This window comes from Bdellovibrio sp. HCB-162 (assembly GCF_047344985.1).
GTDB lineage: Bacteria > Bdellovibrionota > Bdellovibrionia > Bdellovibrionales > Bdellovibrionaceae > Bdellovibrio.
Genome location: NZ_CP178861.1, coordinates 2338210 through 2362323, shown reverse-complemented (window position 1 = coordinate 2362323; position 24114 = coordinate 2338210). Strand labels below are relative to the sequence as shown.

Genomic DNA, 24114 nt, shown 5'->3' with positions numbered 1-24114 from the left:
GAACCTGTGTCGTTCTTATCTTTAGGGCTTGGCAAGTTACAAGCTGCCAGGGCCGTTAAAGCATAAAGACCTAAGAATGAATGGATGAGATTTTTCTTAGAGATCAGCATAGAAAGTCTCCAGCTTAATGAACACAGTCTTTTCGCGAGATTGCACAGTGTTAGCAAACATCACTTCGGAATCAACATACTTAAGACCGACAAGGAAGCCCTCTTTATTGAAAGCCAAAGAGCTTTCAGCGGCATAACCCACGCGGTTTGTTTCAAAACCGGAAGCATTGAAATAAGCTACAGCGGCCTCTGGTGCGACAGAGAAATAACTTCCGCCAATCACCAAATCCATATTTTTTGTCAGGTGAATTTCGCCGTTAGCATAATAACGATAAGCTTGGTTGTCCTTAGAAACGGCTTTTTGATTCATCACGTATTCACCGCCAAAGTTCAAATCCAACGCCGAGAAAACCGGAAATTCAAACTCTGTCGAAGCTTCGATGCCTTCATATTGATTTGTGAAGGCATATTGAGCATCAGAAATTTTGTCGACTTCGTTACCGAGCAGACGAGATTGCTGAGCTACTGCAGAGGGAAGATTGTTAAAAACAAAATATCCCGCCGTTGTTTTCCAATAAAGATTTTTAGCCGCTTGCCAGTTGAGTTTTAAAGCTGCCGCATTTAAAGAGGGCGTTGCTTCAAGCTCTTTTGTGTTTGTGCTTAAAGATGTTGAAGTTGGAATAGCGGATTCCAGAGCCAAGCTTGATTTAAAGTTTCCGTATTTTAAAAGACCTTCCATGCGAGCTGCCGGGAAAGCCAAGTTGTCCATTAAAAGTTGCGTGTGCATGTGCCTTTGATTCAAAGCCCCTGCAGAAAGACGCAATCCTTGGAAAGGAAGATAGTGAGCCGCCGCTTGATTTAAAGTGATCTTGTTTTCTGGTTTATCAGCGCCATCCACAGACTGAGTTTGACCTGATTGCAAACGCAATGTCGGTTGAATGTCGAGTTGAAGTGAATTGCTCAGCAGATATTTCGCTTTGATTTCTGCACGGATATCAACGATTTTGGCTTGGCTTTGTTCGTCGTGCACGTCAGAACCCGAAAGACGCAAACGCCATTCCGCAGAAAATTTGCTTTCCTTCTTTGTCTCAGGCAAAGCCGTACTGATCTGACCTTGCGCCCAAGTTTGCGCAGTCAGTATCATAATGAGACAAACTGTTGATATTGCGGTTCTTTTCATTCCAACCCCGTATTCCTACAGGGATCATTTCAAGTTTCATGCTGAGGGGTTGGAGTTTCATTTCAAAAATAGAAGGTTTGGTATGGGCACCTTTATACACCTGGCGTTTTTTGTCGCCAAGGCTTGGCGGGCATATGAAGAGATCTCGGGTCTTTAGTAGACTTGCTCACAGGCCTGAAGGCAGCCTTTCGCGTCTTTCTGAGACTCGCCAAATGTTGCCCCACGAAGAGTCGCAACATAGTCTTCTTCGTCATAGTGAGTGTTGCGATTGCAGTCTTTGAGATCTCGTTCTTCTTTAAGCCATCCGACGTAATCGGCGGTCTTATAATTCGTGCTTTGCGAGATTCTGCAGCCCATATAGCAATGAGCGCGCTTGTCTGATTTCATGGAGTTCGCGAAGGCTTTTTCAGACGAATAAACATTATAAGCTTTTAAAAGGGAGAAAGGATTCGGTGTGCTAGGAGCCTGAGATCTCCACCGAGAGAGTTCTTCTTGATAATCTTGATCAGTTGCAAAGGCTTTTCCAGTACGTGGATTTCCCTCACTTTGATAGCAAAGGGAATCGGCGAGAGCGGGAGAAGAAATTAAACTCAGTATCAAGATCCAACGTTTCATAATTCATCTAAGATATCAGAAAAGGACAGACCCAGGTGCGGGAACAATTGGGAACGAAAAGTTTTTAAAAGCAGTGACGAAATAGGACACAAGAACACCAAAGTCTTGTAACTTGCCTTGGTTCCTTTCCTCCTTGAGAATAGAGACTATGTTTCGTAAACCGTTTTCTTTTTTAATTTCTTTGCTTATCTCGTTCTCTGGAGGAACGGCGCTTGCGGAAACATGGGTGGTGGCAACCTTGGATTGGCCTCCGTATATCTGTTCTTCGTGCCCTAAAAATGGAGCCGCCGCGGATGCCATTCGCAAAGTTCTCAGCAAAAAAGGAATCACGATTGAATTTGTTTTTTCTCCATGGGTGCAAGCTCAGAAAAATGGAGCGAAGCCTTCCTTCGTAGGCTACTATCCTGCTTGGAGAGAAGAAGTTTTGCCGGGATTTTATTCCTCTGAGGCCTTGTTCACTTCGCCTGTCGTGTTCTTGCAAAGAAAAGACAAACCTTTAAAGTGGAAAGAGTTGAAAGACCTTAAAGGAAAAACTTTTGCGGTGACTCAAGGGTATGGCAACACCGAAGAGTTCAATCATCTGGTTCAGAAAAAAATGATCAAAGTGATGCCGCTTTTAAGTGAAATAGCGACTATTGAAAAACTGGTCGAGGGCCTTGTTGACGGTGTTCTTATCGACTACAGAGTGGCGCAGTATTACTTAAAAAACAACTCTACAAAATACGCAGGGGTCTTGGAGATCAATCCGAAAATCATTGAAACAAAATCGCTGTTTTTTTCTTTCAATGAGCACAATAAGGAAAAAATCCGGATTCTCAACGATGCCTTAGAGAAAATAAATTTCTCTAAGGCTGTTGATGAATACGTCCTTCGCAATCTTTAATTATTGCAAAACTTTTTCAATCGAAGAAAGGACGCGCAACGTGGAGTTGCGGTTTTTGCCAATTTCGGCACGAATCTCTTCTTTGATATGCGGAATCTGTTCCTGATGCTTTTTCATTCGCTGCAAAAGAACCGCGATATCCTCTGCCGAATGCACCACTTGAACGATCATGCCGGAAGAAAAATTCTTCTTTTGGTAAAACAAAGCTTCACGGTTATTGCGATGAAAAGGGCCGACCAGAACAGGCAAACCCGCCGCGAGGGCCTCCATCACACTGTGCACTTGTTTCTTAAAAGAACCGCCGACAAAGGCAATATCAGCCCAAGTGTAAAGCTCCGCCAAAATTCCCACTTGATCCACAATCAAAATGGAACCCGCAGGCCATACTTGCGCTTGTGAGTATCTAACAAAACGCAGTCCCAAATCGTGCATTTTCTTTTCAAGGCTGTCCAGATGTTCAGATGTGGTTTCATGAGGTGCAATGATCACCTGCATGTGAAGGGCCTTTAGTTTTTCCAGAGCCGGTAAAAGAACGGCTTCATCTTCAGGCCACGTCGAGCCCGCAATAAAAATAAAATCCTCAGGGCTTGGGATCAATTCACTTTTAAGAGCTTTCGGATTTTCAAGACGGTGAAAGACCTGGTCAAAGCGCGTGTCACCGCTGGCCATGACCGGAACTTTTAAATGCAAGGATTCAAGATTCTGAATGTCTTCCGCAGATACGCAGTGGATCTCTGAAAGATGACTTAAAGCAAAGCGGGTCAAGTAACGAGTTATTCCTTTAAGACGGGAAGAGTTGTCAGCAAAAGTCGCTGAAAACAACGCAGTCGGAAGATTCTGTTTTTTAGCGACAGACGCTAAAACAGGCCACACATCCGTGCGCGAAAATAAAAGAATGCGGGGATTCCATTTTTTGATAAATTTCGCAATTAAAAAATCTAAATCCCAAGGAAGTGCGGCCCACACATCCACTTCATGAAGACCTGTTAAAATCTTTTTTGCTGACGGAGAGGAGTACGTCACAAGAATGGGAATATCAGGATGTTGTTTTTTAAGTTCACGAATCACAGGGCGCGCGTATTCGATTTCTCCGCTGGCGGCGTGAATCCAAAAAGGACGAGCCAAAGCGATTTCATTTTCGCTGTGAGCTTTTTTGATATGGTAGAAGCCCTGGTTTTTATCTTCGATCATTTCGCGCAGTTTGCCATTTAAAAAGGGGCGGCAAAGCTGCAAAAGAAAATAGGCCAAGGGAACGATCACGAATTTATAGAAATAGAAAACAAGCATGCTCATGGTTGACGATCCAGGATGTTTCTAAGCTCAGCGGCGATTTGTTTTGGTGTGATATCGACAAGGCACTGATGGAACTTTTCTTTGTTCACACAAGGACCTTGTCCGTGTTTGCTGCACGGACGGCATGGCAGCTCGATTTCCATAATTTTTGTGGAAGAACGAGAAGGAAAGCCAAAAGGTGCTGGTCCCATCAAGGCAATCGCCTTTTTTCCTAATTGTTCTGCCGCATGCAAAAGCCACGTATCGTTAGTAATTAAAGTTGCTGATTGTGCAACCACTCCGGCACTCACAGGCAAAGAGCATTTTCCCGCAAGATTCATCACGCGCTCTGGAGCCACATCACGAATGTCTTCAATGAAGGAATCTTCCGGACCACCGAGAAGAACGAATTTTTGGTCGGGGTAAAGAAGAATCAATTCTTTCCAATATTCCTTCGGCCAACGCTTTAGAAAATGCGCTGCTGACGGAGCTAAGGCCACACAGCCATTGTAGTCTTGCAGAATCTCTTGCGCTTTTTTATAGCTCTCTTCACTTAAGAAAAGCTGCGGAGCTGCCGGAGGAGTTTTGGAAATACCCCAAGGAAGAAGGGGTTCTAGCAAATCGCGCTGACCAGAGAACGGCATTTCAAAAGTGTTGATGCGAAAACGGAAAAGCAGAAACCTTTTCCAACGACGAATGGAGCGACGAATAAAATGCGCGCCAACGCCCAAAAATCCCAAAGGTCTTAGCACCCACGAAATCACACGTGAGCGCATGTTGTTGTGAGCATCGTAGATATGCGTGAAATTCTCGCGACGCATTTGCATTGTGAGATTTATCAATCCACCAAGACCGGCTTTGCGATCAAACTCCCACACGCGATCGATGTTCGGATGGCCTTTAAGTAACGGCGCCATGTCTTTGCGCGTGACCCAGTGAATTTCTGCATCAGGATATGTTTGTTTGATAGCCGAAGGAACGCTCAAAGTCTGAACGACATCTCCGAAGGCGGAGAAGCGAATGATTAAAAATTTAGCAGTTTTGGCGTTCATTTATACCTCGGGGCGCAGTCCAGTTACACATCCTGCGCCCAGCGCCAAGCCTAGCAAAGACGCCGAAAAAGGTCACTTGTTTAAAAGTTTTTAATAGGATTGTTCGTAAAGTCGCCCTCAAGGGGGCACGGGCTTTGATCTATAAGCGTCTGAATAGGAGGCCTATGCCTTTCGTCCGTCGCTTTTTCTCATCTTTGATTGCGGCAGCTTTTGTGCTGTTGGCGCCCCATTTTGCTTGGTCTCAGGTGCAGACTGAGATGCGACTTTTTTCGGACTCCTTTATCAGCCCGACCTTTGAAGCTACGCAAAAAACCAATTATCAATTTGTAGGGGCCCAGCTTAAAACGGACCCTTTTACAGACGAGACTTGGAAAGTGGATATATCTGGCGGTGTCGCCATGGGCGCGCCACTTCTGAATTATCTCAATTTCGCAGAAGCCTATATTCAGAGCCGTCAAAATGAGAATGAAACTTTTTATTTTGGCCGAAAGCGCATGCTTTGGAATGAACTCGATGCTCGCTGGGATTTAGGTGTGTGGGAGCCGCTTTTTAAGTGGAATCCTCTTGCACCCGAACGCCAGGGTTTGACCGGACTTTTTTGGCAAATCGATAAGCCTTATTACACGCTGATGCTCTTTGCTTCTCCTTTGTATCTGCCTGATCAAGGTCCCAGTTTTGAAATCGAAAATGGAAGTTTCGTGAAAGGAAATCCGTGGTTCCGTCGTCCTCCAGAAAGCATTCGCATTTGGAGTGAGGCGACGGCGATTGACTATAAATTTGAAAAACCCAACGAGTCACAAATCGTTTTGCAAAACTCTTTTGGAATGAAACTTTCTTTCGGTGACCCGCAAGCGTTTCGCGCCCAGCTGAGTTATGCCTATAAACCCGCCAATCAATTGGCGATCGGATACGAGGGAAAACTCGATATCGGGCAGCTCAAAGGAGCTGTGAATTTACAACCGCAAGTTTTCTATCATTCGCTCCTAGGCGGAGACGTTAGCTATAAAATGGATCAGGTGCGTTTTGGCGTCAGTGGTACTTTAGATCGTCCGAATAAAGATGATATTTTTGAAGAGCAGTGGACTCATCCGGTTTTTGAGGATGCATTTTTAGTCAGCCCATTTGTGGAGTGGAATAACGGCCGTTGGGGTGTGAGTGTTCAGCATTTGGATGTCTTTGGTGGAAACGTGAAAGAAGAAGGGGAGCTTGCCAACCCGAATCGCGCCGCCTTGATGAGCCGCTATCCTTATAAGCAGGCGCAACAGATTTCTCTTTTAACGAATTATCCGTTTAGGAAAAATCGCCGTTTGATTGGGAAACTCAGTTACACGCATTCGGATAAAAACTCTTTTGATTTGATTCGCTTAAGTACGCGATTCCGTATTTCGGGCTTGTGGTCCGTGATCGGTGAAATGCAAATCGTGAAAGCGGGACCTTTGACCGCTGACAATCAAAATGAAATTGCGCAGTTCGAGAATAATGATCGTTTGATGGTAGGAGCGGCGTATGTTTTCTAAGACTAAAATGAACATCGCCATGGCTGTGGTTCTGGCTCTTTCCTCTGCGGGATGCAGCGAATTTTTGAATGGGAAAAAAGCAGAGCCCGAAGTGATTGAGTTTTCTGATGCACGTTTTGCGTGTCTTAAAGACATTCCTAATCAATTGCAGAAGTACTCCGTCGGTGACGCCGTAGAAAAAGACGTGCGTGGCGGTTTTGATTGTATGACCGATGCGCTGAAGTATTTTAATAAGCGCACCTTTGGTTCTGTTGAGAACGGCTATACCGTTGAAGAAATGCGTAAGTTCTTTGGAAAGTACTTCTTAAAAAAGAACAACGTGTCGCCGGAATTCGCGGCTGAGCTGATGAAAATTAAAAAAGCTCTTCTTGGCGGATCCACTCTTTATATTACGAAAGATGAAATTGTCCGTTTGATTGAGATTCTGAATATAGTGCGCGATGAAGCTGTTGAGCTGGCTCCGCACGTGAAGATTCTCTTAAATCAAACCAGCCAGAAAAGCGCCGAGTGGGAGAAAATCACGTCTGCCACCAGTCAATTGCGCACAAGCTTGCAGCGCTTGTTGGTGAATACGCAGATCGTGAAATCAGAATATAGTTTTGACGATGCCAAAAGAGCTCTCTCTGGATTTTCAGAATTCATCCGCGGTAACGAGCCTTTTGCGCCCTATGATCTTTATGGTGAGTGGATCCCGGTGGTTGAAGGGGTTAAGAATGTTTTAATGGGGGAACGCGCTCATTTTGTCGATCTAAAGCAATGGAGCGAAAGTCTTGATACATTGATTGACCTCTATGAGTTGGCCTTAAAATATCATTACTCATTAAGCGATCTTCATTTTGAGGATTCGGGAAAACTTCGTCAGGCGAGCCAGTTTTTATACCAAGGTGTGAAACTTCTGATGAACTCACATCAAATGAAAACACTCGGGCGTATTCCTGTTGAAGACATCGATAATTTGATTGATCAGGCTCTTCCAAAGTTGACGATGTCGATCCGTCCGAAGTCGATGAAGAAAACGTATCGTGCGGTGTTAATCAAAATCTTAGATCCGGATAAAAAATCAGATCCACGTTCGCTTTTGGGTTTAGAGAAAAAACATCTCACGACATTGATCGGCGAATTTAATATCTGGCGTTTACAGCAAAGCTTTATCGACAGCATTCCTGTTGCCGAATCTAACGGAGGCATCACTCCGCAAGAACTTTTGGCGGCTTATAACAAGTTTAATAAGACCTTCGTGATTGAAAAAGGACTGACCGAGGATGCGTTCGAGCAAAAGGCTTTGGAAAATGCCTGGGCTGATTACGGAGAGCTTTTAAAGAATCAAATGCCAGTGAGCTTTAATAAAGAAGGCCGCTTGTTGATTGATCAGAAAAGTCCTACAGCAAAACAAACATGGGCTTCGTTGATGAAGGCCAACCTTATGCGAGCGCTTTCGCGCATGTTGCTTGTCGGTTACGGAGAAAACACCAAAGGTCGTCTGAGTGAAGCGGGAATGACAAAGGTCGGTCTTATCAGCTGGTATGACGACTTCCAAGAGCTGGGTCTGGATTTAAAAGCTTTCGATCCTCGCTCTGCCAATTCCGGAGGACGCAGTTTCCTTGAAGCCAATTTCTTTACGTTCAGCGGAAACGGCAATGAGCTGATGGATCAAAAAGAAACTTATGAATTTGTGAGCACGTTGTTCGCCGCAGGTCTTTCAACGGCAGAGGCGGTGAGTGATCATATGATCGCCGCTCAATGTGCCATTGCTGAAAAAGATGTCTTTGATAAGCCATTTTTCAAAGAAAGCTGTTTTAAAGATCAGCTTCGAAAACACATCGGTGTGTATTTTAATAACCTCCCAGGTCTTGTCCAGTATGTGAAATCTTTGAGCGCAGCGGAATGGGATCAGTTCTATAATTATCTTTCTGTCGCATCCGTCGCCGTGAATCAAAAAGTCGGTTATGTGGAAACAGCGAACATCCGCACGATGGTGACAATCCTGCACTATATCGAAGGTGTGGTTGTGATGTATGACCAGGATAAAAATCAGCGTCTGTCTTTGGACGAAGTTTATGGGGCCTCTCCACGCTTTATTCCGTTTTTTAGAACTGTCACTGATACAAAATCCGAGACTTTGTTAAAAGAAGGATTTGCCTATTTAGTGTTCAAAGGTGGCATCCCGGGGGCGGCAGACCTCGCTGGATTCCAGTTCAGCAAAATGTGGGGTGTCGGAGAAGCCACACGCATGGAAATTGTGCGCTTATTTGGAACGCTGAAGGATCAATTGAATAAGGCCAAAAACTAAGATACGTTGAGCCTTAATGACTTTAAGGCTCGTTTTATTCTTATTGCTGACACTAGGCTCTAGCTTCACTTGGGCGTCCTCTATGGACGACGAAGTTCCTATTGTTGTTCGTGAGCCCGCAGCAGAAGACGTCCGCGCTCTTCATCCTGAATCCCGTGCCCGCGTTCAATCTATCATCGACAATAAAACTCTAAAGGCGATCAGCACTTTCAGTGACTGGTACATCGGCGAGATCATTGCCCTTGAATCGCAAACTCCGGCCGCCGGCATTATCGGTTTTGTGGAAGTGACGGGTATTGAGAATAAGCAAGACGGTACTTATGAACTGACGGCAGAACTTCTTCGTCAATCGCGTTTGAACTTTATCCAGGTCGGTGATCAGTTGATGCACTTGGATTTAAGTTCGGAGAATGAAAAATACAAGGGCACGACAGACCTGATTGTCACTCAATCGGGAAAAAATATTTCTTCCAAGTACAAACCTCTTTTCACTCAAGGTGTTGCGGTTGGTGAAACGGCGCAAACATTGTGGCAAGGCGAATACATGATCACTTGGTTCGGCCAAGTGAACTACGGACTTAAAAAGTGGCTGACAGTGGGAACGGTCGTTCCAGCGGATTTTTTAGGAGCGGTGAATGCCTCTGCAAAAATGCAAGTGTACGAATCGTATTCGAATGTTTTTGCCGCGGGTTTAACTTACGCTAAAATTCCCAATCAAACAGGCTCGACACTCAATCTGAACGTGCACTGGGATTCAATTTCTTCTGAGAGTGTTGTGTCGCACACGCTTTTAACGGTCGCCCTTTTTACCTTTGATGAAGCCCAAGACGCCACGGCAATCAAATCCTTGGGAACGAGCTCTTTCCAAACGGGTTATGAATTTATTCTCGATAACTGGGACCGCGTTCTTCTGGGCCCGAGTTATAACTTTGAAAAGAAAGCTGTCGGGGGATATCTGACGTACTTAAAAATCTGGGATAAGTTTCATTTGAGTTTTTCTTTGAATGCGACAGATGTTGCGTCGTTAAAATTTTCTCCGGTCGACGGTTACTATCTTTTGTTTGACGCCTACTGGAGATTTTAATTCATGAATCGTTTTTTCGTCGCGACCCCGTTGGATTATGAGGAAAGCGCACTGCTTGAAATGAAAGAAGTGTGGCCGTATCTTCTGGGGAAGGATGCAAAAACTCATTCATTGCCTTTTCCCGAAGTGCAAGTTCTTGAAGGGGGCCTTGAGTTTGAAACAGAACTCTTTGCGGGACTGCAGCTTAATTTCTTTTTAAAAACAGCTAACCGTATTTTGTTGCGTATGGCTTCTTTTAAGGCCCGCGATCTTCCGAAGTTCTATCAAAAATTCAAATCTCTTCCTTGGAACGAATTTCTTGCTCACGGTACTGTCGAGTGGGAAGTGGCGGCGCAAAAAAGTCGCTTGAATAATGAAAAGCGTCTGCAGGAAAGTGCCGAGAAGGCTTTAAAAGAAATCTTCGGTGATAAACAGGGTGCTGAGCCTTGCGCAAGTATTTACATTCGCATGGATGATGATCTTTGCACGATCAGTCTTGATTCCACGGGTGAGCATCTTCACAAAAGGGGCTGGTCTGTTTTAAAAGGCGAAGCTCCTTTGCGCGAAACGATCGCGGCTTATCTTTTAAAAAATCTGATTGGCGATGCAACTCCGGCGGAGATCAGCCAAGTCACTTTGTTAGACCCGATGATGGGCTCTGGAACTTTTTTAACAGAGGCTCGTGCTTTGTGGAACGGGCAGTTTGTTCGTCCCTATGCTTTTCAAAAATGGAAAAAAACGCCGAAGTTGTTTTTGTCACCGAGCTTTGTTTTTAACTATGAGCTTCCTCCAGAAGTGATTTTTAAAAAGTTCGTGGGTTTTGATATCAATGAAGAGATGATTCCTGTTGCGGAAAGAAATTTCGCAGAAGTGGAAAAGCAGATCGCGACGGCTCGTAAAAAGAACTTTAAAAAAGCGGAAGCAGAATTCCTTCTAAGGGATGCCTTAGAAAGCGAAGATCAGCCAGCAAATAGCCGTGTATGGATGATTGTAAACCCTCCGTATGGGGAACGTCTTCCGGAGGCCGTCAAAGGGGGGCTTAAAAGCCTGGCCGAGGTCCTTTGCCGTCGCTATAAGCCAGAAAAGCTAGGTATTTTATACCCCGAAAAAGAGAGGGTTCAGCCGGTGCCGAAAGGCTACCGCATCCTAAAAGAGCATAAAATCAATAATGGCGGACTCCGCTGCCTGTTCACGGTTTTGACACGCCTGTAAATTTTTAGGAAATGGTTAGAATTAGGCGAAGTCCTTGTACTTCCTCTAGAAACTTCGCGGTTTTCAAGCTAGATTCCTGAGCCATGAAAACAGCCTATATTTTCTCAGCTCTTCTTATTTCGTCTGCCTTGTTAACTTCTGCTTGCACGCCTCAAGATAAGGCTGTGGTGGATAAAAATCTGCGCGCTACAATTCAACAGCAGAACGCTAGAAAAGCGGGTAAAGGTGGCGGTGCTACTCAAAGAAATCCGAATCAGTTTTCTTTAACTGATTATGGTTTGTCAGCGTTCTTGATTGAAAGACAAATCGAAGCTGTAGAGCTTGTGAAATTGGCAACAGGTTCTTTGGATGCAACTAAAACTCAGTATGCTCTAGAAAAACTGGCGGATAACGATAAAGGTTTAAAACAAGCTAAGATCACGGCTGCGAAAGAAAATCTTGAATACGCGACTGAAGATGGTGCTTGGAAAACCAAAGCGTCTAAATCTTTGGACGTCACACATGGCGAGTTGAACGGTGACTTGGGCGTTGAGATCAAAGCTGCGGGTCTTAAATATTCAGTTGATACCGCTGATAAAAATAAAAAAAGATTTTATGTGAATCTTGTAGACAACGTTTATGAGTTGGCTTTGGTTCCGTCAAAAGACAACAAAGATGCTTATGAGTTGGTTGTTAAAATTGAAGGCTCTCTTGGCGGCGCTAAAGGTGCTGGCAACGTAAACAACAAAATCTCAATGGATCTTGCGATGACAATTGATAAAGCGTCATTGCAAACTTCAGAAGTCAAAATTCTTTCTATGAATTCCTCTATGAAGTACCCAGGATCTAACGATCGCGTTTTCAACTCAGGCGTTTCTGGCGCAAACGTGACAATGAAGATTGAAGGTCTTTGCTCTGAGCTTATCGGTAAAGTTAAAGGGTCTGCAGGTCCTAAGAAAACTTACGACGTTGTTGCTGGTAATGAGCAAATTCAAATTAAAAATGAAATCAGAAAGCTTGTGACTTGCGGTAAACGTCCCACTTTGGATTTAAGCCGTTTGTTAAACTTCTAATCCTGAAAAATCTGATTTAAGAATGAAGAAGGCTCTCGCGTGAGGGCCTTTTTTATTTTCAGTGAGTGAACTTGAGAATACTCCGAAACGCGTGAGACCTAAGGAGGGAACTGGGGCCAAGGTTGATTTTTATAGTGCCGACTGCTTAGTGATGCTTATTAAATGAGCACACTTAAACAGGAGGTGCCATGGTCCTAAGAACCCCACTTCGAGCGATTCTTATTTCGTTCATTGCTCTGACATTTGTGTCTTGTTCAAAATCTTCGTCGGGTTCCCCTCCTTCAGAAGATACTAATCACACCGTCGACAATGAGACTCCGTCGCCAACACCAACTCCTTCCCCAACGCCAACTCCACAGCCACCAGTGACGGAAATTCCAGCGATTCCTTCTGCGGATCTTTCTCGTGAAAATATTGGATCGCGTGAACGCGTTTACAATCTCTTTGATCGTTGGTCTTTGAAAAGTTCAGTCTCTGGTGGACGTGGATCAAAATGGGCTGACGTCACAACAAGCTGTCATGGAAAAATTGATCTCTCTTATGCTCTGACTGCACAACAGTGGCAAATCACTACAAAGAGGGGAGAGTACTACCGCGACGTGAATAAGCTTATCGAACAAACAGGCACCAAACTTTTAGCAGACCATGGCAATGTATTAACGGGAACGGAAAAAACCATTTTCCTAAGAGCACTCAAAGCTCTTTCTTGGCAAGAAAGCAACTGGCAGCACTACGTCCGTTATAAAGATTGGTTTTTCGTTTTCTTAAGCGGCGGTTCTTACAATGTCTTGGATGACTGGGGAATTTCGCAAGTCGCTCGCTCAGGATTCAGCGCGGATGAATTACTCAATGCGGAGTTTTTTAATAGTGGCAAGTACTGCGGCATCGGTAGCACTCTGTATTACGGCTTCACTGAGTACTACAACAACTACATGGAAGCGCGCTCGGCAAGTTGCAATCAAACCGGAGATCCCATGCATAAAATTTTAGGCGCTTACAATAGATACTCTTCAGGTTACAGCGCTTGTTACAACGGGCTTTCCAGAGACTCCGCTTATCGCAATTATCAAATCAATGCGATGAACGGAATTAAGGGCCACTACGATGCGCAGCCTTGGTTGAGACTGATCGGCCCTGAATAGTAGAAACTATGAAAATAAAAAAGCCGCGTTGTTATCGCGGCTTTTTTATTACTTCTTAGCTTTTGCTTTTTTCTTCGGTGTTTCTTTTTTAACTTCAGCTTTAGGAGCTGGTTCTTGCACCGGATTTTTTGCAGGCCCACGTTGTTTCAAACGAACATAGAGCGGGAAGTGATCTGACACACCTTCCAGTTTATCGTAATCCCAACGCTTCGGATATTTTCCTTTTTTAAGATGGACATCGCTGTAGCGAATCACGTCGATTGTGTTTGGCTCCATTTGATAGCTTCCAGCACCGTCTGCCAAAAGAGCAGGGCCATAGATATGAGCATCAAGGAACGACCAAGACTTGCGATAGTTGTGTGTGCCTGGGCACTCTTTGCAACCTACAAAGTGAGAAACGGCTCCGCCTTTTGCAAGAATATCGCTGAAGATGTGTTCTTTGTCTTCTTCTTCAGCCGAGATATTCAAGTCACCACCGGCCATAACCATCGTGTTAGGACCTTTTTCTTTCATCAATTTCGTCACAAACTCCGCCGCTTGTTGGCGCCAGTAAGTAGGATTTGCTTGGGAAGGAAAGTGAGCCACCAAGAAGGTCAAAGGATCGCCGTTGGGTGCTTTGACTGTTACTTCAAGAACATTACGAGATTGCTCCATCCATTTTTTGTCTTCGTCGTTTTTTGGTTTCCAAGGAATCGGGTGAAGAACAGGTTTTCCAACTAAAGGAAAACGAGACATAAAGCCCACGTCGATACCGCGTTTGTCTGGGCCTTCAATCAACACAACAGTTTGATAACCGGCTTTTTGCAGGTAGTTTTTATTCCAGATATTTAGAACATTGATGTTTTCCACTTCGATCAACATCAATACGTCAGGACCGTTGGTGTCGACATTCAGAACCACTTCAGAAAGATTCTTTAGCTTTTGATCCAACTGAGCATCGTTCCAATCTGTGCTCAAGCATTCGTTCAAGCGGTAAGAGTTGTCAGCGTTGATTTCTTTGCAGGCTTGTTGGTACTTGGGATTGGTTTTTTTCACCATATAAGGCAAGTACGCATAGTCGTTGCGGTCTTCATCATGAACCGTGTCGAAAAGGTTTTCGACGTTAAAAGACATCACAGAGACTTCGTTATCCGCCTTCGGAGGCAGGTCCCAATGCTTCTTTTTAAAGCTAATAGCGCAACCAGTTGCCAGAGAAAGAACAAGAGCGAGAATCAGGTTTCTAAATGACAGTAATTTTTTCATGACCCAGTTGTAAGGGGATTGGGTTTTGGACTCAAGCGCAAAGATTTTCAGGAAACGGTTGAGACTCGGCCTGTCTAAAAATTGGATATTGTGTAACGTGCTGCAATATGGCATAAATCCATGGATTTTCCGATCTTTTAAGGAGTTCTCATGCTTAAAAAGGCCTTGGCCCTCACACTGGCAATTTCTTGTTTTGGACCATTCGTACATGCCCAAGAGCGTGAGGAAAGTTTGGTTATGTCCGCGGGTGATTCCTTCCGCCGTAACTGGAACGTGACGTTCTTCTCTATCGCTTCTGTCTCTAACATGAGCTACGGCAAAACAGCTTCGGGCGATCGTTCTTTGGAGTCTTACAACTACTTTGGTTTCAACAACAAGATCGATGCGGATACAAAATTCTCTGTTCGTCTTCCTTTCACTTACAACACTTCCGGAAGAAACAAATACGACGACCAAGTTGCAGCAACTGCCGATCTTCAAGATATCCATTTCGCTTATTCAAAATATGATTTGGGCTACATCGGCGATATCGACATCTCTGGTAACGTAAAACTTTATTTGCCAACAAGTCCTTACTCACAAAATTCTAAAATGGTGACGAAGGTTCGTTTCGAAGGTTACTTTGAGTATGCCATCGGTCGTTTCTCTTCGATCACTTATGCGGTGAAGCCTGATATCTACTGGCAAAGACAAACAGCTTACTTCGATCCTGAAACTCCACAGTACGATGATGGTGGATACAAAAAAGATCCACGCAGCACAACGAAGCAATACTCTTTTGAGAACTACGTAGAAGCCGTTATCGACATCAATAAATACTTCTCTGTAAAACCTAAAGTGGGTTTTGATGAAGATTGGTATTACTCTTCTGACGTTGAAGATCTTGAAGGCAGCCACGTGACTCGCCTTAGAGCGGGCTTGGGTCTTGAGATGCGCCCTATGCGCGGTTTGACTTTCACTTTGGGTTTCCAAAACCAAACAACATTGGGAAGCTACAAGGGTAAAGACGTTGCTTACTGGCAACCAGAAAACACGCAGTATTCTTTGATGACCAACGCTTATGTGTTTTAAATCGGCGGACGCCGGCAGAGCGGAAGGCCAGCGGCCTGGAGCTGAAGCAGCTTCCGCTATATCTTAAAATTATGCGATTCCCCTGTGAGCGGGTTGATGAAGCTCAGCTCACAGGCTTCTAACTCAACTCTCTCTTCTTCCCACAATTTTTTAGCACCATACGCATGATCACCCACGATCGGATGATTTTCGCATCCTAATTGCGCGCGGATTTGATGTGTGCGCCCGGTATGCAAGTGAATGCGCACTTCGCTGCGGTTTTCTTCTTTCAACTCAATATCTAAAATCTCAAGAACGCAGTCTTGCCAGCCCTCTTGTTTTTCACGCGCCACTTTTTTCGGAGCGCGGGGAGAAGGCTCCATATAATGAGTCAAAATTCCCTTAGAAAGATTTTGTCCTTCGACCAACGCGCGATAGATTTTTTTAATTTCACGAGCGATCAGTAGTTTGTTGAATGCAGTTTGAAACTCTTGCGTCTTTGCATAGACGATCAACCCACGTGTTGGAACATCCAAGCGGTGAGTTCCGTACAACGTGCAACCGACAGTGCTCTCTAAGTAATTCTGCAGATGTTCTTTTTGATTATCGACGCTTGCGTGCACGGGAAGGCCTGAGATTTTTTTCGCCACGACGAAATGTTCGTTTTGAAAAACCAAACGCTCGGACCATTTTCCATCGTTGGTTAAGAAGCGGCGAGGTTTGGTGTGGACTCGAATGTAATCGCCAACGGAAACCGAGGAATTTTCTTTTAATCGATTGTGATTTAAATAAATGGACCCTAGGTCCAATAAAAAATGGATGTAATCACGATCAAGATCCAAAATGCCTAATAAAACATCACAAACAGCTCCCGACTGAGGGCTGATTATGTGTCGGACTCCGTATTCAAATCCTCTGGCACTCTGCATACTATTCCTTAACGTGAAAACTACACATAGCACGGTGTAGCAAGTGTGTTCAAGTGGGACCGTTTACTCCATATTAAGTGGCTCAGGGGAAACTATATTGGAATTTGCTAACGAACCGATCTTTCAATGGATGTCTCAGTTTGCGTACCAGCCGGGAACGGTTTACGCAGCTTTGATCGGTATGATGATGCTTTCTGCTGTGGGCTTTCCGCTTCCTGAAGAGGTGACTCTGATCAGCGTCGGGATTCTGGCGTTTATGGGAGCTCACCCGCAACACTTCCCACCTCCATTTGAAGGTGCACCTGTCGTGAGCGTGCACACGGCCTCGGCGATTGCGTTTACGGCTGTCGTGCTGAGTGACTTTGTGATCTATCTGATAGGGCGAATATTTGGGCGGAAGCTTCTTTATCATCCTCGCGTGCACAAGTTTTTCCCGGAGCATTTGATGAAACGTGTGGAAGAGTGGACTCACAAATACGGTGCTTATGCATGCGGTATTTTCCGTTTCACTCCGGGCCTTCGTTTCCCAGGTCACTTGGCTTGCGGAATGTTACGTTATCCTGCGTGGAAGTTTCTACTGATCGACGGTATCGCGGCTTTAATCAGTGTGCCGACCCAGATTTATCTTTTGGCTCACTACGGAGAGCCGATCCTCACAAAACTTCGCCAATTCAAGTTGGTGGTCTTTGCGATCATCGGACTTTTGTTGGTGTACTTCCTGATCAAAAAATTAAGAGACCGCTGGAAGTTGCAGAAAGCTTCTCAATAAAAAAAGGTACCAGGTACCTTTTTCCCCAAAAAAAAGGAGTCGTGAAGACTCCTTTTTTATTTTTGCCTAAGGAGTTGGAGGAAGTGGAGTTGTGTGCCAGTTTCCTTGAGCATCTATCCATGCCACAGTTGGAAGTTGCACCAGAGTTCCTGTTTCTCTGAGTGTTGCGCCACTGCAGTCGGCATTTTCTTTGATTTCACCGCGAACAGTGTAAGGAACTGCGGGAACGTAGTTGCCACTCCACCAGGCGCGCATGCTGTAGGCAGGAACGCATCCCCAGTCTGTTTGTTGACCGAAAGTGTAGATCGTAATCCATATAGATTTATTCATTAGATTGTAAGTAGGAATTGGCAGGATGTCGGCTTTCGCTTGCAAAGTGCTGAAGCTCATCACACCAAGAAGTAACATAGCTAGAGTTTTAGTTGCGATTTTCATAAATTCTCCTTATCCGCGTTTGGCGGGTTTGTTTAAGTTTCTTGCTGAAGGAGAATTGCATCCGGTGTGCCAGCGGTTGTGCGTGTCCTACACGAAGATATGCGCTTTGAAGAAGCTCTTGCCGAGATTCCGGCAGTGTGAGTTGCCGGGGAATTAGCGGCTGCCGAAAGGGCGGCGGGGTGGGAAATGGAAAAAGGAGTCATTGCTGACTCCTTTCTTTGTTAAGCCGATTTTTTACCGAACACAGCTTCGTCAGTGAGTTCACAGCAAAGGTGAAGGCTGACGGGTTTTGCGTGGAATTGCGGCTCAACATCTTTCCAAAAGATTTTTTCGTAGCCACTTTGCAAAGCAAAGATCTCTTCGCGGATTTTGAAAAGCAAACCAGCAGGTGACCCCAAAAGCCAATCCATTTGTACCAAATAGAAAGCTTCTTCTAGCTCCACCGGATTCATAGAACTGATAAAATCCTTAGGAAGATTGTCTACAAGGCAGCACGCATTGTGTGAATATTTTTGGAAAGCTTTTTCCATAGGATTCACCAAAAGTTTTTCAACGCGAGTGTCCGGAGTTTTTGGTCCTGCAAACGGTTGAGAGAACTTTTTAAAGTTCCAATATAAAAGAGCATCGTTCACAACATACTCTGCACGAGGCAAGTAGTCTGTGATTGCATCCACTTTCACACCCTCATGAGAAGGATCTTCCGTGTGAGCGTTGTGATCAACAGCCACAAGGCTGCGCAAGTGATAAAGGAAAGAATAAAGGGAATGAAGCTTTTCCATGAAAGGTTTCGAGAAATTCAAACCGAAATTGTAAAGAAGCGGAGATCCGGTTTTGTTTTCAAACCATTGGAAAGAATCCAGCAAAGGCCAAAGAGCCGTGAGGTCTACACCCCAAGGTTTCAAAGCCATTTCAAAATGTTCGTTAAAATGATTTTCAAACTCTGTGCACGTTTCAGGATTTACAACCGCCAAATGAGATTGCAATGCACGCACGCGAGGTTGTGATCTTTCATAAAGCTCGATGTGAGGGTCCAAAGCCTTCCAAGCGTCAAAAGCGAACGAGTAATCTAGGTGAGGAGTTGCGACAGGGCTCTTAATGTAATGATTCAGTTTGACCAAAGACAAACCTACCAAAGCGTCAGCCATATATTTGAACGGCGCAGAAGGTTTAAACTTTGAATAACTGTCTTCTTGATTCCAGAACTGAACCTTCAATGGCTTCCAAGTTGAGCCCTTTTCCATGCTAACATCAAAGCCTAAACGCAAACTCTTGTGCTTCATACATACTCCTTCACTTGAAACATATCGGCGGAACTTGCACCTTGTTCGAGTCCGGGAATTCGGGATATAACCTAGACCTATGGTTGGATTTGGTTTTTGGATCGATGCTCATGGACACCTTGCCGACCCTCGATGGGAGGGGCAGCAGGACCGTATTATTTTGGAAGCCCGTGCGAAAGGGATTCACTTTTTCATGCAAGGAGGAGTGGGCCCGGAAGATTGGGAAAAACAGCGCGCTCTAAAAGCCAAACATCCTGAGCATATCGGTCTTTGTTTCGGTCTTCATCCATATTGGGTGGCTGATCACGATGAAGATCAATGCGAAGAAGCGTTGGATCTTTTAGCGACTCAGCTTGTAGAGGCCGAAGCCATTGGTGAGATGGGGTTGGATCTGCGCCCGCATATTATGAAAGACTCCCGCGAGCGTCAGATGACCGTGTTTGAGCAACAGATTGAGCTCGCTCACATTTCGCAAAAACCGATGGTTCTTCACTTAGTGCAGGCGCATGACGAAGCGATTCGAATTTTAGACTTGTGGGGCGTTCCAAAACAAAAAGGCCTGGTGCATTCTTTCAATGGCAGTTCGGCGAAGGCCAAAGACTTTATCCAGAGGGGTCTTTACCTTTCCGTCGGAGGCCCGGTGTGTCGCCCTGACAACCAAAAACTCCATCAGGCCGTGAAAGAAATGCCTTTGGAGTTTTTATTGATCGAAAGTGACAGCCCGGATCAGGCTCCTCCTGCGTTTAAAGGCCAATTAAATCCCCCAGAAAGCATCTGGGAGGTGGCAAGAACTATAGGGGAGCTAAAATCACTTGATCCTCTGGAAATATTAGATATCACTACGGAAAACTTTCGGAGACTTTTTGGGCGGTAGCCCGCAGAGTGGAGGGCCGGAGGCCCGGAACTGAAGCAGCTTTTGGAGCAATGAATGGAAATGAACCCAGAAAATAATTTACCTCAACCCCCTGAAACTGAATACGTTTTGCACCGTCGTTTTGATCGTATGGGCCGCCTTGTCGGTGATCCAACGATGAAAAAACTTTTTAACACACACGTGATGGTGATCGGCCTTGGTGGCGTGGGTTCATGGGCGGCGGAATCTTTGGCGCGCTCGGGTGTTGGTAAAATCACAGTGATTGATTTTGACGAAATCTGCATCACAAACGCCAATCGTCAGATCCATGCGTTGCAAGGTCTTGTCGGTAAGAAAAAAGCCGAGATCATGGGCGAGCGCCTTCGTAAGATCAATCCTCAATCGACAGTGAATGTAATTCCTGAATTCTATAACGAAGAAAATTCAGCGATGATGTTGTCTCACAATCCTGATTACATCGTGGATGCGATCGACAACCTGACCGCGAAAGCTCATTTGTTGGCGACATGCCGTGAAAAAGGCATCAAAGTGATCACGACTGGCGGTTCGGCGGCGAAGATGGATCCACTTCGTATTAAGATGGCGGATCTTGGAGAAACTTACGGCGATCCGATGGCGGCTTCTGTGCGTAAGATTTTGCGCCAAAAGCACAACTTCCCTGAGTCAAAAAAATTCGGAATTCCTTGTGTCTTCTCTGACGAGATTCCAAAACTTCCTGAAGAGTTGAAGTACGACAACGGCCAAGGTTTCAAATGCGTGTGCCCAACGAAGAGCAGCCTTCACGGTTGTGACAATCGCAATGTCATTCATGGAACTGCGAGCTTCGTGACAGGTGCGTTTGGTCTTGCGATGGCCTCTTACGTTGTGAATCAAATCCACGCTGAAGTAAAATCGGCAATGGCTCCTAAAGAGACATCGGGTGAAGCATGATCGTTTTAGCTTGGTTCACTCTTGTGGGATTGATTATTCTTGCAGGCTTCACGATGCTTGGAGCGACTTTCGTTCACTGGTATCGTGAAAATAAAAAAGCGGCTGGAAAACCCGCTTCTAAGTAATTATTAAGAGCGCAATAAGTTGCCACTTTTGCGCTCTTCTTAAAATCTTGATCATAAAAAATTCCTCATACCGATATTATCGCTTTTTGGCTTTGGCATAGTTATGGCTCCTAAGATTTTTGATCAGGAGCGTTTCTATGAAAAAGAGCAAATTTTTATTTGGCCTGTTGGCCGTTACAATGGGTTTTGCGTTTTCCTCTCAGGCGGCTCCGCAAGTCTCATTGACCTCTGAAGACAAAGTTTTCTTTGATGAATCTTACGATCTTTTAAAGACCGTCTATGCCGTAGATAAGAACAATCGTTTTACTCCTGCTCGCGGTATTGAGCTTTTTAAAATGCCGACGAACAATATTTACGGAACGGACTATGTGCGCGTGGTTCCTCCGGTGATGTCTTGGGAGAAGGAAGTGAAAACGAAAGGGGATACTCGCTATTTCGATCACTGCACGGGTTTTGATTCTAATTCACCGGATGGTTCAGGTGTCTTCCCGGCAGCAGAAATCGCTCGTCGTTTTTATTCTGGATTTAAAATGATCAATGGTTACTTTAATTCAGCGCGCTTGGAAAGAGCATATCGAACAGTGCAGTTGGCAGATGGCCGCCAAGCTATGGCGACAGAAGTTATTGAAGCGGTGATTGAGTCCGTAGATCGTTATCCGGAAAAATACATCAATCAACAAATCGATACTTACAGAAAGAACGGCATTGATGCTTTGGATAAAGCGACGAAGCGCTTCCCGGAATTTATCACTCACACAGTTATTTATCGTGACGTCGAAACTTCAAAAGTTGTCGGTATCGAATATTTTGAATCGGGCTTGGAAAGAACTCATCAGTTGGCGCAAGTACGCATGAATGATTCAGCGCTTTTATCGCAAGATCAAATGCCGAAGTCTCTTTTAGCGTATGCACGCTGCATGCTTCCTCTTGCCAAGGCACAATAAAAGATCATGTAACGCGGAGTCTTGTGTAAGAAAGCCCCAAAGAGTAGTCTGATAGGGAAAGAGGTTTTTATGAAACTGAAAATTCCCTATCAGGATAAGATCACTCTTGGATACTCGTTGGCGCGTTCCGCCCACTTTGCAGTCCAGCAGTTTTCTTTGCCGATTTTTGAATTTTTAAGCACAGGAAAAAATAAAAAACTCTCGGCCTTAGAGCCGCAAAGAATCAAGGCCGCTTATACGGAGCTTTTCCGTCTTCTAAAAAAAGACAGCGAGAATATTGCCAAAGGTCTTTATCCCATTGAAGTTTTAAAACCCGAAAAAGTCACTGAGCACTTAAGACGTTATCCGCGCATCATCATGGATGGCTATCAAATCTCTAAACGTCGTGAAGAAAAAAATCAGCAAGACTTTAACGGGGAGGCACAAGAGTTTCTCAAAGAACTTCCTGAATACTATCAACGCAATTTTCACTTTCAAACGGGTGGTTATCTCACGAAAAAATCCGCGGATCTTTATGAGCATCAAGTGGAAATTTTATTCTCGGGCGCAGCGGACGCGATGAGACGTTTGATCATTCCTTTGATTAAAGAAACTTATCCTGGCGACGGAGAAGGTTTGCACTTTTTAGAAGTGGCGGCAGGGACCGGAAGACTGACGCGCTTTATGAAGCTGGCGTTTCCGAAAGCTAAGATCACCGTTTTGGATCTGAGTTATCCGTACCTCAAAAAGGCCCAAGACAATTTACATGAGTTTGATCGCTTAGATTTTGTGCAAGGGGCGGCGGAAGATCTGCCGTTTCAAGACAGCAAATTCGACCTTGTCTATTCTTGCTTTCTTTTTCATGAACTTCCTTTGGAAATTCGTCGCCAAGTTGTGAGTGAATCTTTCCGCGTTTTGAAAGAGGGCGGCCTTGCGGGGCTTGTTGACTCTGTGCAAAAAGAAGATGTGAAAGAGTTTGAGTGGGCTTTAGAGCAATTCCCGGTGGATTTCCACGAGCCTTTTTATAAGAACTACACCATGAATCCGATGGAAGGTCTTCTAACCTACAAGGGATTCGACAAAATTAAGAAGGATCTCGGTTTTTTTGCAAAGGCTGTGGTCGGGCAAAAGCCATTCTCTTCTTGAGTTTTAGGATAAAAGTGCTACTTTCGTGGCCTTTGATGATATCTAGAAATTTTCAATCCTCATTTGCTTGAAGATTTTCAGCTATTATTAAAACTACAAGGAGCAATGATGGGACCAATTACTCAGTTTATCGATCATCACTATCGTCATTTCAACGCGGCAGCATTGAAAGACGCGGCTAAAGGCTACAAAAAGCACATTGAAAACAAAGGCCAAATGCTTGTGACTCTTGCAGGTGCAATGTCTACAGCAGAATTGGGTCTTTCTTTGGCAGAGATGATCCGTCAAGGTAAAGTTCACGCGATCTCTTGCACAGGTGCGAACCTTGAAGAAGACGTGTTCAACTTGGTTGCTCACGATCACTACGTGCGCATTCCTAATTACCGTGACTTGACTCCACAAGATGAACAAAAGCTTTTGGAAAAACACTTGAACCGCGTGACTGACACTTGCATCCCTGAAGAGGAAGCAATCCGTCGTATTGAAAACGTGGTTTTGGAATACTGGCAAGACGCTGATAAAAAAGGCGAATCGTACTTCCCGCACGAGTTCATGTACAAAATCCTTCTTTCTGGCAAGTTGAACCAGTACTACCAAATCGATCCAAAAAATTCTTGGTTGCTGGCGGCGGCAGAGAAAAACCTTCCAATGGTTGTTCCAGGTTGGGAAGACTCGACTTTGGGTAACATCTTTGCTGGTCACTGCATTAAAGGCGACATCAAGAAATCGACGACTGTAAAAGGTGGTATCGAGTACATGAAGTCTTGGGCTGAGTGGTACATGGGCGCTTCTAAAGCAGCTCCAGTGGGCTTCTTCCAAATCGGTGGTGGTATCGCTGGTGACTTCCCAATTTGCGTGGTTCCAATGCTTGAGCAGGACTTGGGTCATGAAGATGTTCCTCTTTGGAGCTACTTCGCGCAAATCTCTGACTCGACAACTTCTTACGGTTCATACTCTGGTGCTATTCCAAATGAGAAAATCACTTGGGGTAAACTAGCTCCAACAACTCCAAGCTACATCGTTGAATCAGACGCGACTATCTGTGCGCCATTGATCTTCGGTTACGTTTTGGGTTGGTAATTT

23 protein-coding genes are annotated in these 24114 nt (G+C 44.8%); 15 read left to right on the top strand and 8 right to left on the bottom strand.

Annotated features, from left to right (window positions below; translation table 11 throughout):
• Positions 1–96: 96 nt before the first annotated feature.
• Together ACLSSO_RS11515 and ACLSSO_RS11510 are read right to left on the bottom strand one after the other, a co-directional pair.
• Positions 97–1230: a hypothetical protein gene (locus ACLSSO_RS11515; protein ID WP_413942879.1), complete on the bottom strand. Its 1134-nt coding sequence runs from the start codon at positions 1228–1230 to the stop codon at positions 97–99.
• Between the two features lie 153 nt (positions 1231–1383).
• Positions 1384–1845, bottom strand: coding sequence for a hypothetical protein (locus ACLSSO_RS11510; RefSeq protein WP_295900000.1), 462 nt, complete (start codon positions 1843–1845; stop codon positions 1384–1386).
• Positions 1846–1993: 148 nt separating this feature from the next.
• On the opposite strand from ACLSSO_RS11510, the gene ACLSSO_RS11505 reads away from it, so the two are divergent.
• Positions 1994–2728 carry a substrate-binding periplasmic protein gene (locus tag ACLSSO_RS11505; RefSeq protein ID WP_413942878.1) on the top strand — a complete coding sequence of 245 codons (735 nt, stop codon included), beginning with the start codon at positions 1994–1996 and terminating at the stop codon, positions 2726–2728.
• On the opposite strand, the gene ACLSSO_RS11500 is transcribed toward ACLSSO_RS11505, so the two are convergent.
• Positions 2729–4021 carry a 3-deoxy-D-manno-octulosonic acid transferase gene (locus ACLSSO_RS11500; protein WP_413942877.1) on the bottom strand — a complete coding sequence of 431 codons (1293 nt, stop codon included), beginning with the start codon at positions 4019–4021 and terminating at the stop codon, positions 2729–2731.
• The gene (locus ACLSSO_RS11495) at positions 4018–5052 is read right to left on the bottom strand and encodes a glycosyltransferase family 9 protein (protein WP_413942876.1); all 1035 of its coding nucleotides are present in this window, start codon (positions 5050–5052) and stop codon (positions 4018–4020) included. Before ACLSSO_RS11495 ends, ACLSSO_RS11500 begins: the two co-directional genes overlap by 4 nt.
• A 164-nt stretch (positions 5053–5216) precedes the next feature.
• On the opposite strand from ACLSSO_RS11495, the gene ACLSSO_RS11490 reads away from it, so the two are divergent.
• The 6 genes from ACLSSO_RS11490 (at position 5217) to ACLSSO_RS11465 (ending at position 13328) form a co-directional block, all read left to right on the top strand.
• Entirely contained in the window at positions 5217–6569 is a 1353-nt protein-coding gene (locus ACLSSO_RS11490; protein WP_413942875.1) for a hypothetical protein, read from the top strand.
• Positions 6559–8859 (top strand): hypothetical protein, encoded by a 2301-nt coding sequence (locus ACLSSO_RS11485; protein WP_413942874.1) that lies wholly within the window; start codon positions 6559–6561, stop codon positions 8857–8859. Before ACLSSO_RS11490 ends, ACLSSO_RS11485 begins: the two co-directional genes overlap by 11 nt.
• Positions 8860–8875: 16 nt before the next feature.
• Positions 8876–9943 carry a hypothetical protein gene (locus ACLSSO_RS11480; RefSeq protein ID WP_413942873.1) on the top strand — a complete coding sequence of 356 codons (1068 nt, stop codon included), beginning with the start codon at positions 8876–8878 and terminating at the stop codon, positions 9941–9943.
• A gap of 3 nt (positions 9944–9946) precedes the next feature.
• Positions 9947–11134 (top strand): THUMP domain-containing class I SAM-dependent RNA methyltransferase, encoded by a 1188-nt coding sequence (locus ACLSSO_RS11475; RefSeq protein WP_413942872.1) that lies wholly within the window; start codon positions 9947–9949, stop codon positions 11132–11134.
• An 83-nt stretch (positions 11135–11217) separates the two neighbouring features.
• A complete protein-coding gene (locus ACLSSO_RS11470; protein WP_413942871.1) occupies positions 11218–12186 on the top strand; it encodes a hypothetical protein in 969 nt (322 codons plus the stop codon).
• A 188-nt stretch (positions 12187–12374) separates the two neighbouring features.
• On the top strand, positions 12375–13328 hold the full coding sequence (locus ACLSSO_RS11465; RefSeq protein WP_413942870.1) for a hypothetical protein: 954 nt from the start codon (positions 12375–12377) through the stop codon (positions 13326–13328).
• Positions 13329–13376: 48 nt separating this feature from the next.
• Here the strand turns inward: ACLSSO_RS11465 and ACLSSO_RS11460 are convergent, their stop codons facing one another.
• Entirely contained in the window at positions 13377–14570 is a 1194-nt protein-coding gene (locus tag ACLSSO_RS11460; RefSeq protein WP_413942869.1) for an endonuclease/exonuclease/phosphatase family protein, read from the bottom strand.
• Between the two features lie 150 nt (positions 14571–14720).
• Between ACLSSO_RS11460 and ACLSSO_RS11455 the strand changes: the two genes are divergently transcribed.
• The gene (locus ACLSSO_RS11455) at positions 14721–15641 is read left to right on the top strand and encodes a hypothetical protein (RefSeq protein WP_413942868.1); all 921 of its coding nucleotides are present in this window, start codon (positions 14721–14723) and stop codon (positions 15639–15641) included.
• A 56-nt stretch (positions 15642–15697) separates the two neighbouring features.
• Here the strand turns inward: ACLSSO_RS11455 and ACLSSO_RS11450 are convergent, their stop codons facing one another.
• On the bottom strand, positions 15698–16549 hold the full coding sequence (locus ACLSSO_RS11450; protein ID WP_413942867.1) for an RluA family pseudouridine synthase: 852 nt from the start codon (positions 16547–16549) through the stop codon (positions 15698–15700).
• A gap of 97 nt (positions 16550–16646) precedes the next feature.
• On the opposite strand from ACLSSO_RS11450, the gene ACLSSO_RS11445 reads away from it, so the two are divergent.
• Entirely contained in the window at positions 16647–17318 is a 672-nt protein-coding gene (locus ACLSSO_RS11445; protein WP_413942866.1) for a DedA family protein, read from the top strand.
• A gap of 66 nt (positions 17319–17384) precedes the next feature.
• On the opposite strand, the gene ACLSSO_RS11440 is transcribed toward ACLSSO_RS11445, so the two are convergent.
• Positions 17385–17753 carry a hypothetical protein gene (locus ACLSSO_RS11440; protein WP_413942865.1) on the bottom strand — a complete coding sequence of 123 codons (369 nt, stop codon included), beginning with the start codon at positions 17751–17753 and terminating at the stop codon, positions 17385–17387.
• 221 nt (positions 17754–17974) lie between these two features.
• Positions 17975–19033: a hypothetical protein gene (locus ACLSSO_RS11435; RefSeq protein ID WP_413942864.1), complete on the bottom strand. Its 1059-nt coding sequence runs from the start codon at positions 19031–19033 to the stop codon at positions 17975–17977.
• A 79-nt stretch (positions 19034–19112) separates the two neighbouring features.
• On the opposite strand from ACLSSO_RS11435, the gene ACLSSO_RS11430 reads away from it, so the two are divergent.
• The 6 genes from ACLSSO_RS11430 to ACLSSO_RS11405 all read left to right on the top strand — a co-directional run bounded on the left by ACLSSO_RS11430 (position 19113) and on the right by ACLSSO_RS11405 (position 24111).
• Positions 19113–19907, top strand: coding sequence for a TatD family hydrolase (locus ACLSSO_RS11430; protein ID WP_413942863.1), 795 nt, complete (start codon positions 19113–19115; stop codon positions 19905–19907).
• 54 nt (positions 19908–19961) lie between these two features.
• Positions 19962–20837 (top strand): tRNA threonylcarbamoyladenosine dehydratase, encoded by an 876-nt coding sequence (locus tag ACLSSO_RS11425; protein WP_295905703.1) that lies wholly within the window; start codon positions 19962–19964, stop codon positions 20835–20837.
• A complete protein-coding gene (locus tag ACLSSO_RS11420; RefSeq protein WP_295905705.1) occupies positions 20834–20962 on the top strand; it encodes a hypothetical protein in 129 nt (42 codons plus the stop codon). The genes ACLSSO_RS11425 and ACLSSO_RS11420 overlap by 4 nt, the downstream gene beginning before the upstream one ends.
• Positions 20963–21099: 137 nt before the next feature.
• Positions 21100–21906, top strand: coding sequence for a hypothetical protein (locus ACLSSO_RS11415; RefSeq protein WP_295905707.1), 807 nt, complete (start codon positions 21100–21102; stop codon positions 21904–21906).
• Positions 21907–21975: 69 nt separating this feature from the next.
• Entirely contained in the window at positions 21976–23031 is a 1056-nt protein-coding gene (locus ACLSSO_RS11410; protein WP_413942862.1) for a methyltransferase domain-containing protein, read from the top strand.
• A 108-nt stretch (positions 23032–23139) separates the two neighbouring features.
• Positions 23140–24111 carry a deoxyhypusine synthase family protein gene (locus tag ACLSSO_RS11405; RefSeq protein ID WP_413944823.1) on the top strand — a complete coding sequence of 324 codons (972 nt, stop codon included), beginning with the start codon at positions 23140–23142 and terminating at the stop codon, positions 24109–24111.
• Positions 24112–24114: the final 3 nt, after the last annotated feature.

Coding starts and splice junctions, on each gene's coding strand:
- ACLSSO_RS11410 (WP_413942862.1), top strand. CDS start 21,976: ATGAAACTGAAAATTCCCTATCAGGATAAGATCACTCTTGGATACTCG.
- ACLSSO_RS11470 (WP_413942871.1), top strand. CDS start 11,218: ATGAAAACAGCCTATATTTTCTCAGCTCTTCTTATTTCGTCTGCCTTG.
- ACLSSO_RS11480 (WP_413942873.1), top strand. CDS start 8,876: ATGACTTTAAGGCTCGTTTTATTCTTATTGCTGACACTAGGCTCTAGC.
- ACLSSO_RS11430 (WP_413942863.1), top strand. CDS start 19,113: ATGGTTGGATTTGGTTTTTGGATCGATGCTCATGGACACCTTGCCGAC.
- ACLSSO_RS11405 (WP_413944823.1), top strand. CDS start 23,140: ATGGGACCAATTACTCAGTTTATCGATCATCACTATCGTCATTTCAAC.
- ACLSSO_RS11425 (WP_295905703.1), top strand. CDS start 19,962: ATGGAAATGAACCCAGAAAATAATTTACCTCAACCCCCTGAAACTGAA.
- ACLSSO_RS11510 (WP_295900000.1), bottom strand. CDS start 1,845: ATGAAACGTTGGATCTTGATACTGAGTTTAATTTCTTCTCCCGCTCTC.
- ACLSSO_RS11415 (WP_295905707.1), top strand. CDS start 21,100: ATGAAAAAGAGCAAATTTTTATTTGGCCTGTTGGCCGTTACAATGGGT.
- ACLSSO_RS11475 (WP_413942872.1), top strand. CDS start 9,947: ATGAATCGTTTTTTCGTCGCGACCCCGTTGGATTATGAGGAAAGCGCA.
- ACLSSO_RS11460 (WP_413942869.1), bottom strand. CDS start 14,570: ATGAAAAAATTACTGTCATTTAGAAACCTGATTCTCGCTCTTGTTCTT.
- ACLSSO_RS11500 (WP_413942877.1), bottom strand. CDS start 4,021: ATGAGCATGCTTGTTTTCTATTTCTATAAATTCGTGATCGTTCCCTTG.
- ACLSSO_RS11515 (WP_413942879.1), bottom strand. CDS start 1,230: ATGAAAAGAACCGCAATATCAACAGTTTGTCTCATTATGATACTGACT.
- ACLSSO_RS11420 (WP_295905705.1), top strand. CDS start 20,834: ATGATCGTTTTAGCTTGGTTCACTCTTGTGGGATTGATTATTCTTGCA.
- ACLSSO_RS11505 (WP_413942878.1), top strand. CDS start 1,994: ATGTTTCGTAAACCGTTTTCTTTTTTAATTTCTTTGCTTATCTCGTTC.
- ACLSSO_RS11450 (WP_413942867.1), bottom strand. CDS start 16,549: ATGCAGAGTGCCAGAGGATTTGAATACGGAGTCCGACACATAATCAGC.
- ACLSSO_RS11495 (WP_413942876.1), bottom strand. CDS start 5,052: ATGAACGCCAAAACTGCTAAATTTTTAATCATTCGCTTCTCCGCCTTC.
- ACLSSO_RS11490 (WP_413942875.1), top strand. CDS start 5,217: ATGCCTTTCGTCCGTCGCTTTTTCTCATCTTTGATTGCGGCAGCTTTT.
- ACLSSO_RS11465 (WP_413942870.1), top strand. CDS start 12,375: ATGGTCCTAAGAACCCCACTTCGAGCGATTCTTATTTCGTTCATTGCT.
- ACLSSO_RS11455 (WP_413942868.1), top strand. CDS start 14,721: ATGCTTAAAAAGGCCTTGGCCCTCACACTGGCAATTTCTTGTTTTGGA.
- ACLSSO_RS11435 (WP_413942864.1), bottom strand. CDS start 19,033: ATGAAGCACAAGAGTTTGCGTTTAGGCTTTGATGTTAGCATGGAAAAG.
- ACLSSO_RS11485 (WP_413942874.1), top strand. CDS start 6,559: ATGTTTTCTAAGACTAAAATGAACATCGCCATGGCTGTGGTTCTGGCT.
- ACLSSO_RS11440 (WP_413942865.1), bottom strand. CDS start 17,753: ATGAAAATCGCAACTAAAACTCTAGCTATGTTACTTCTTGGTGTGATG.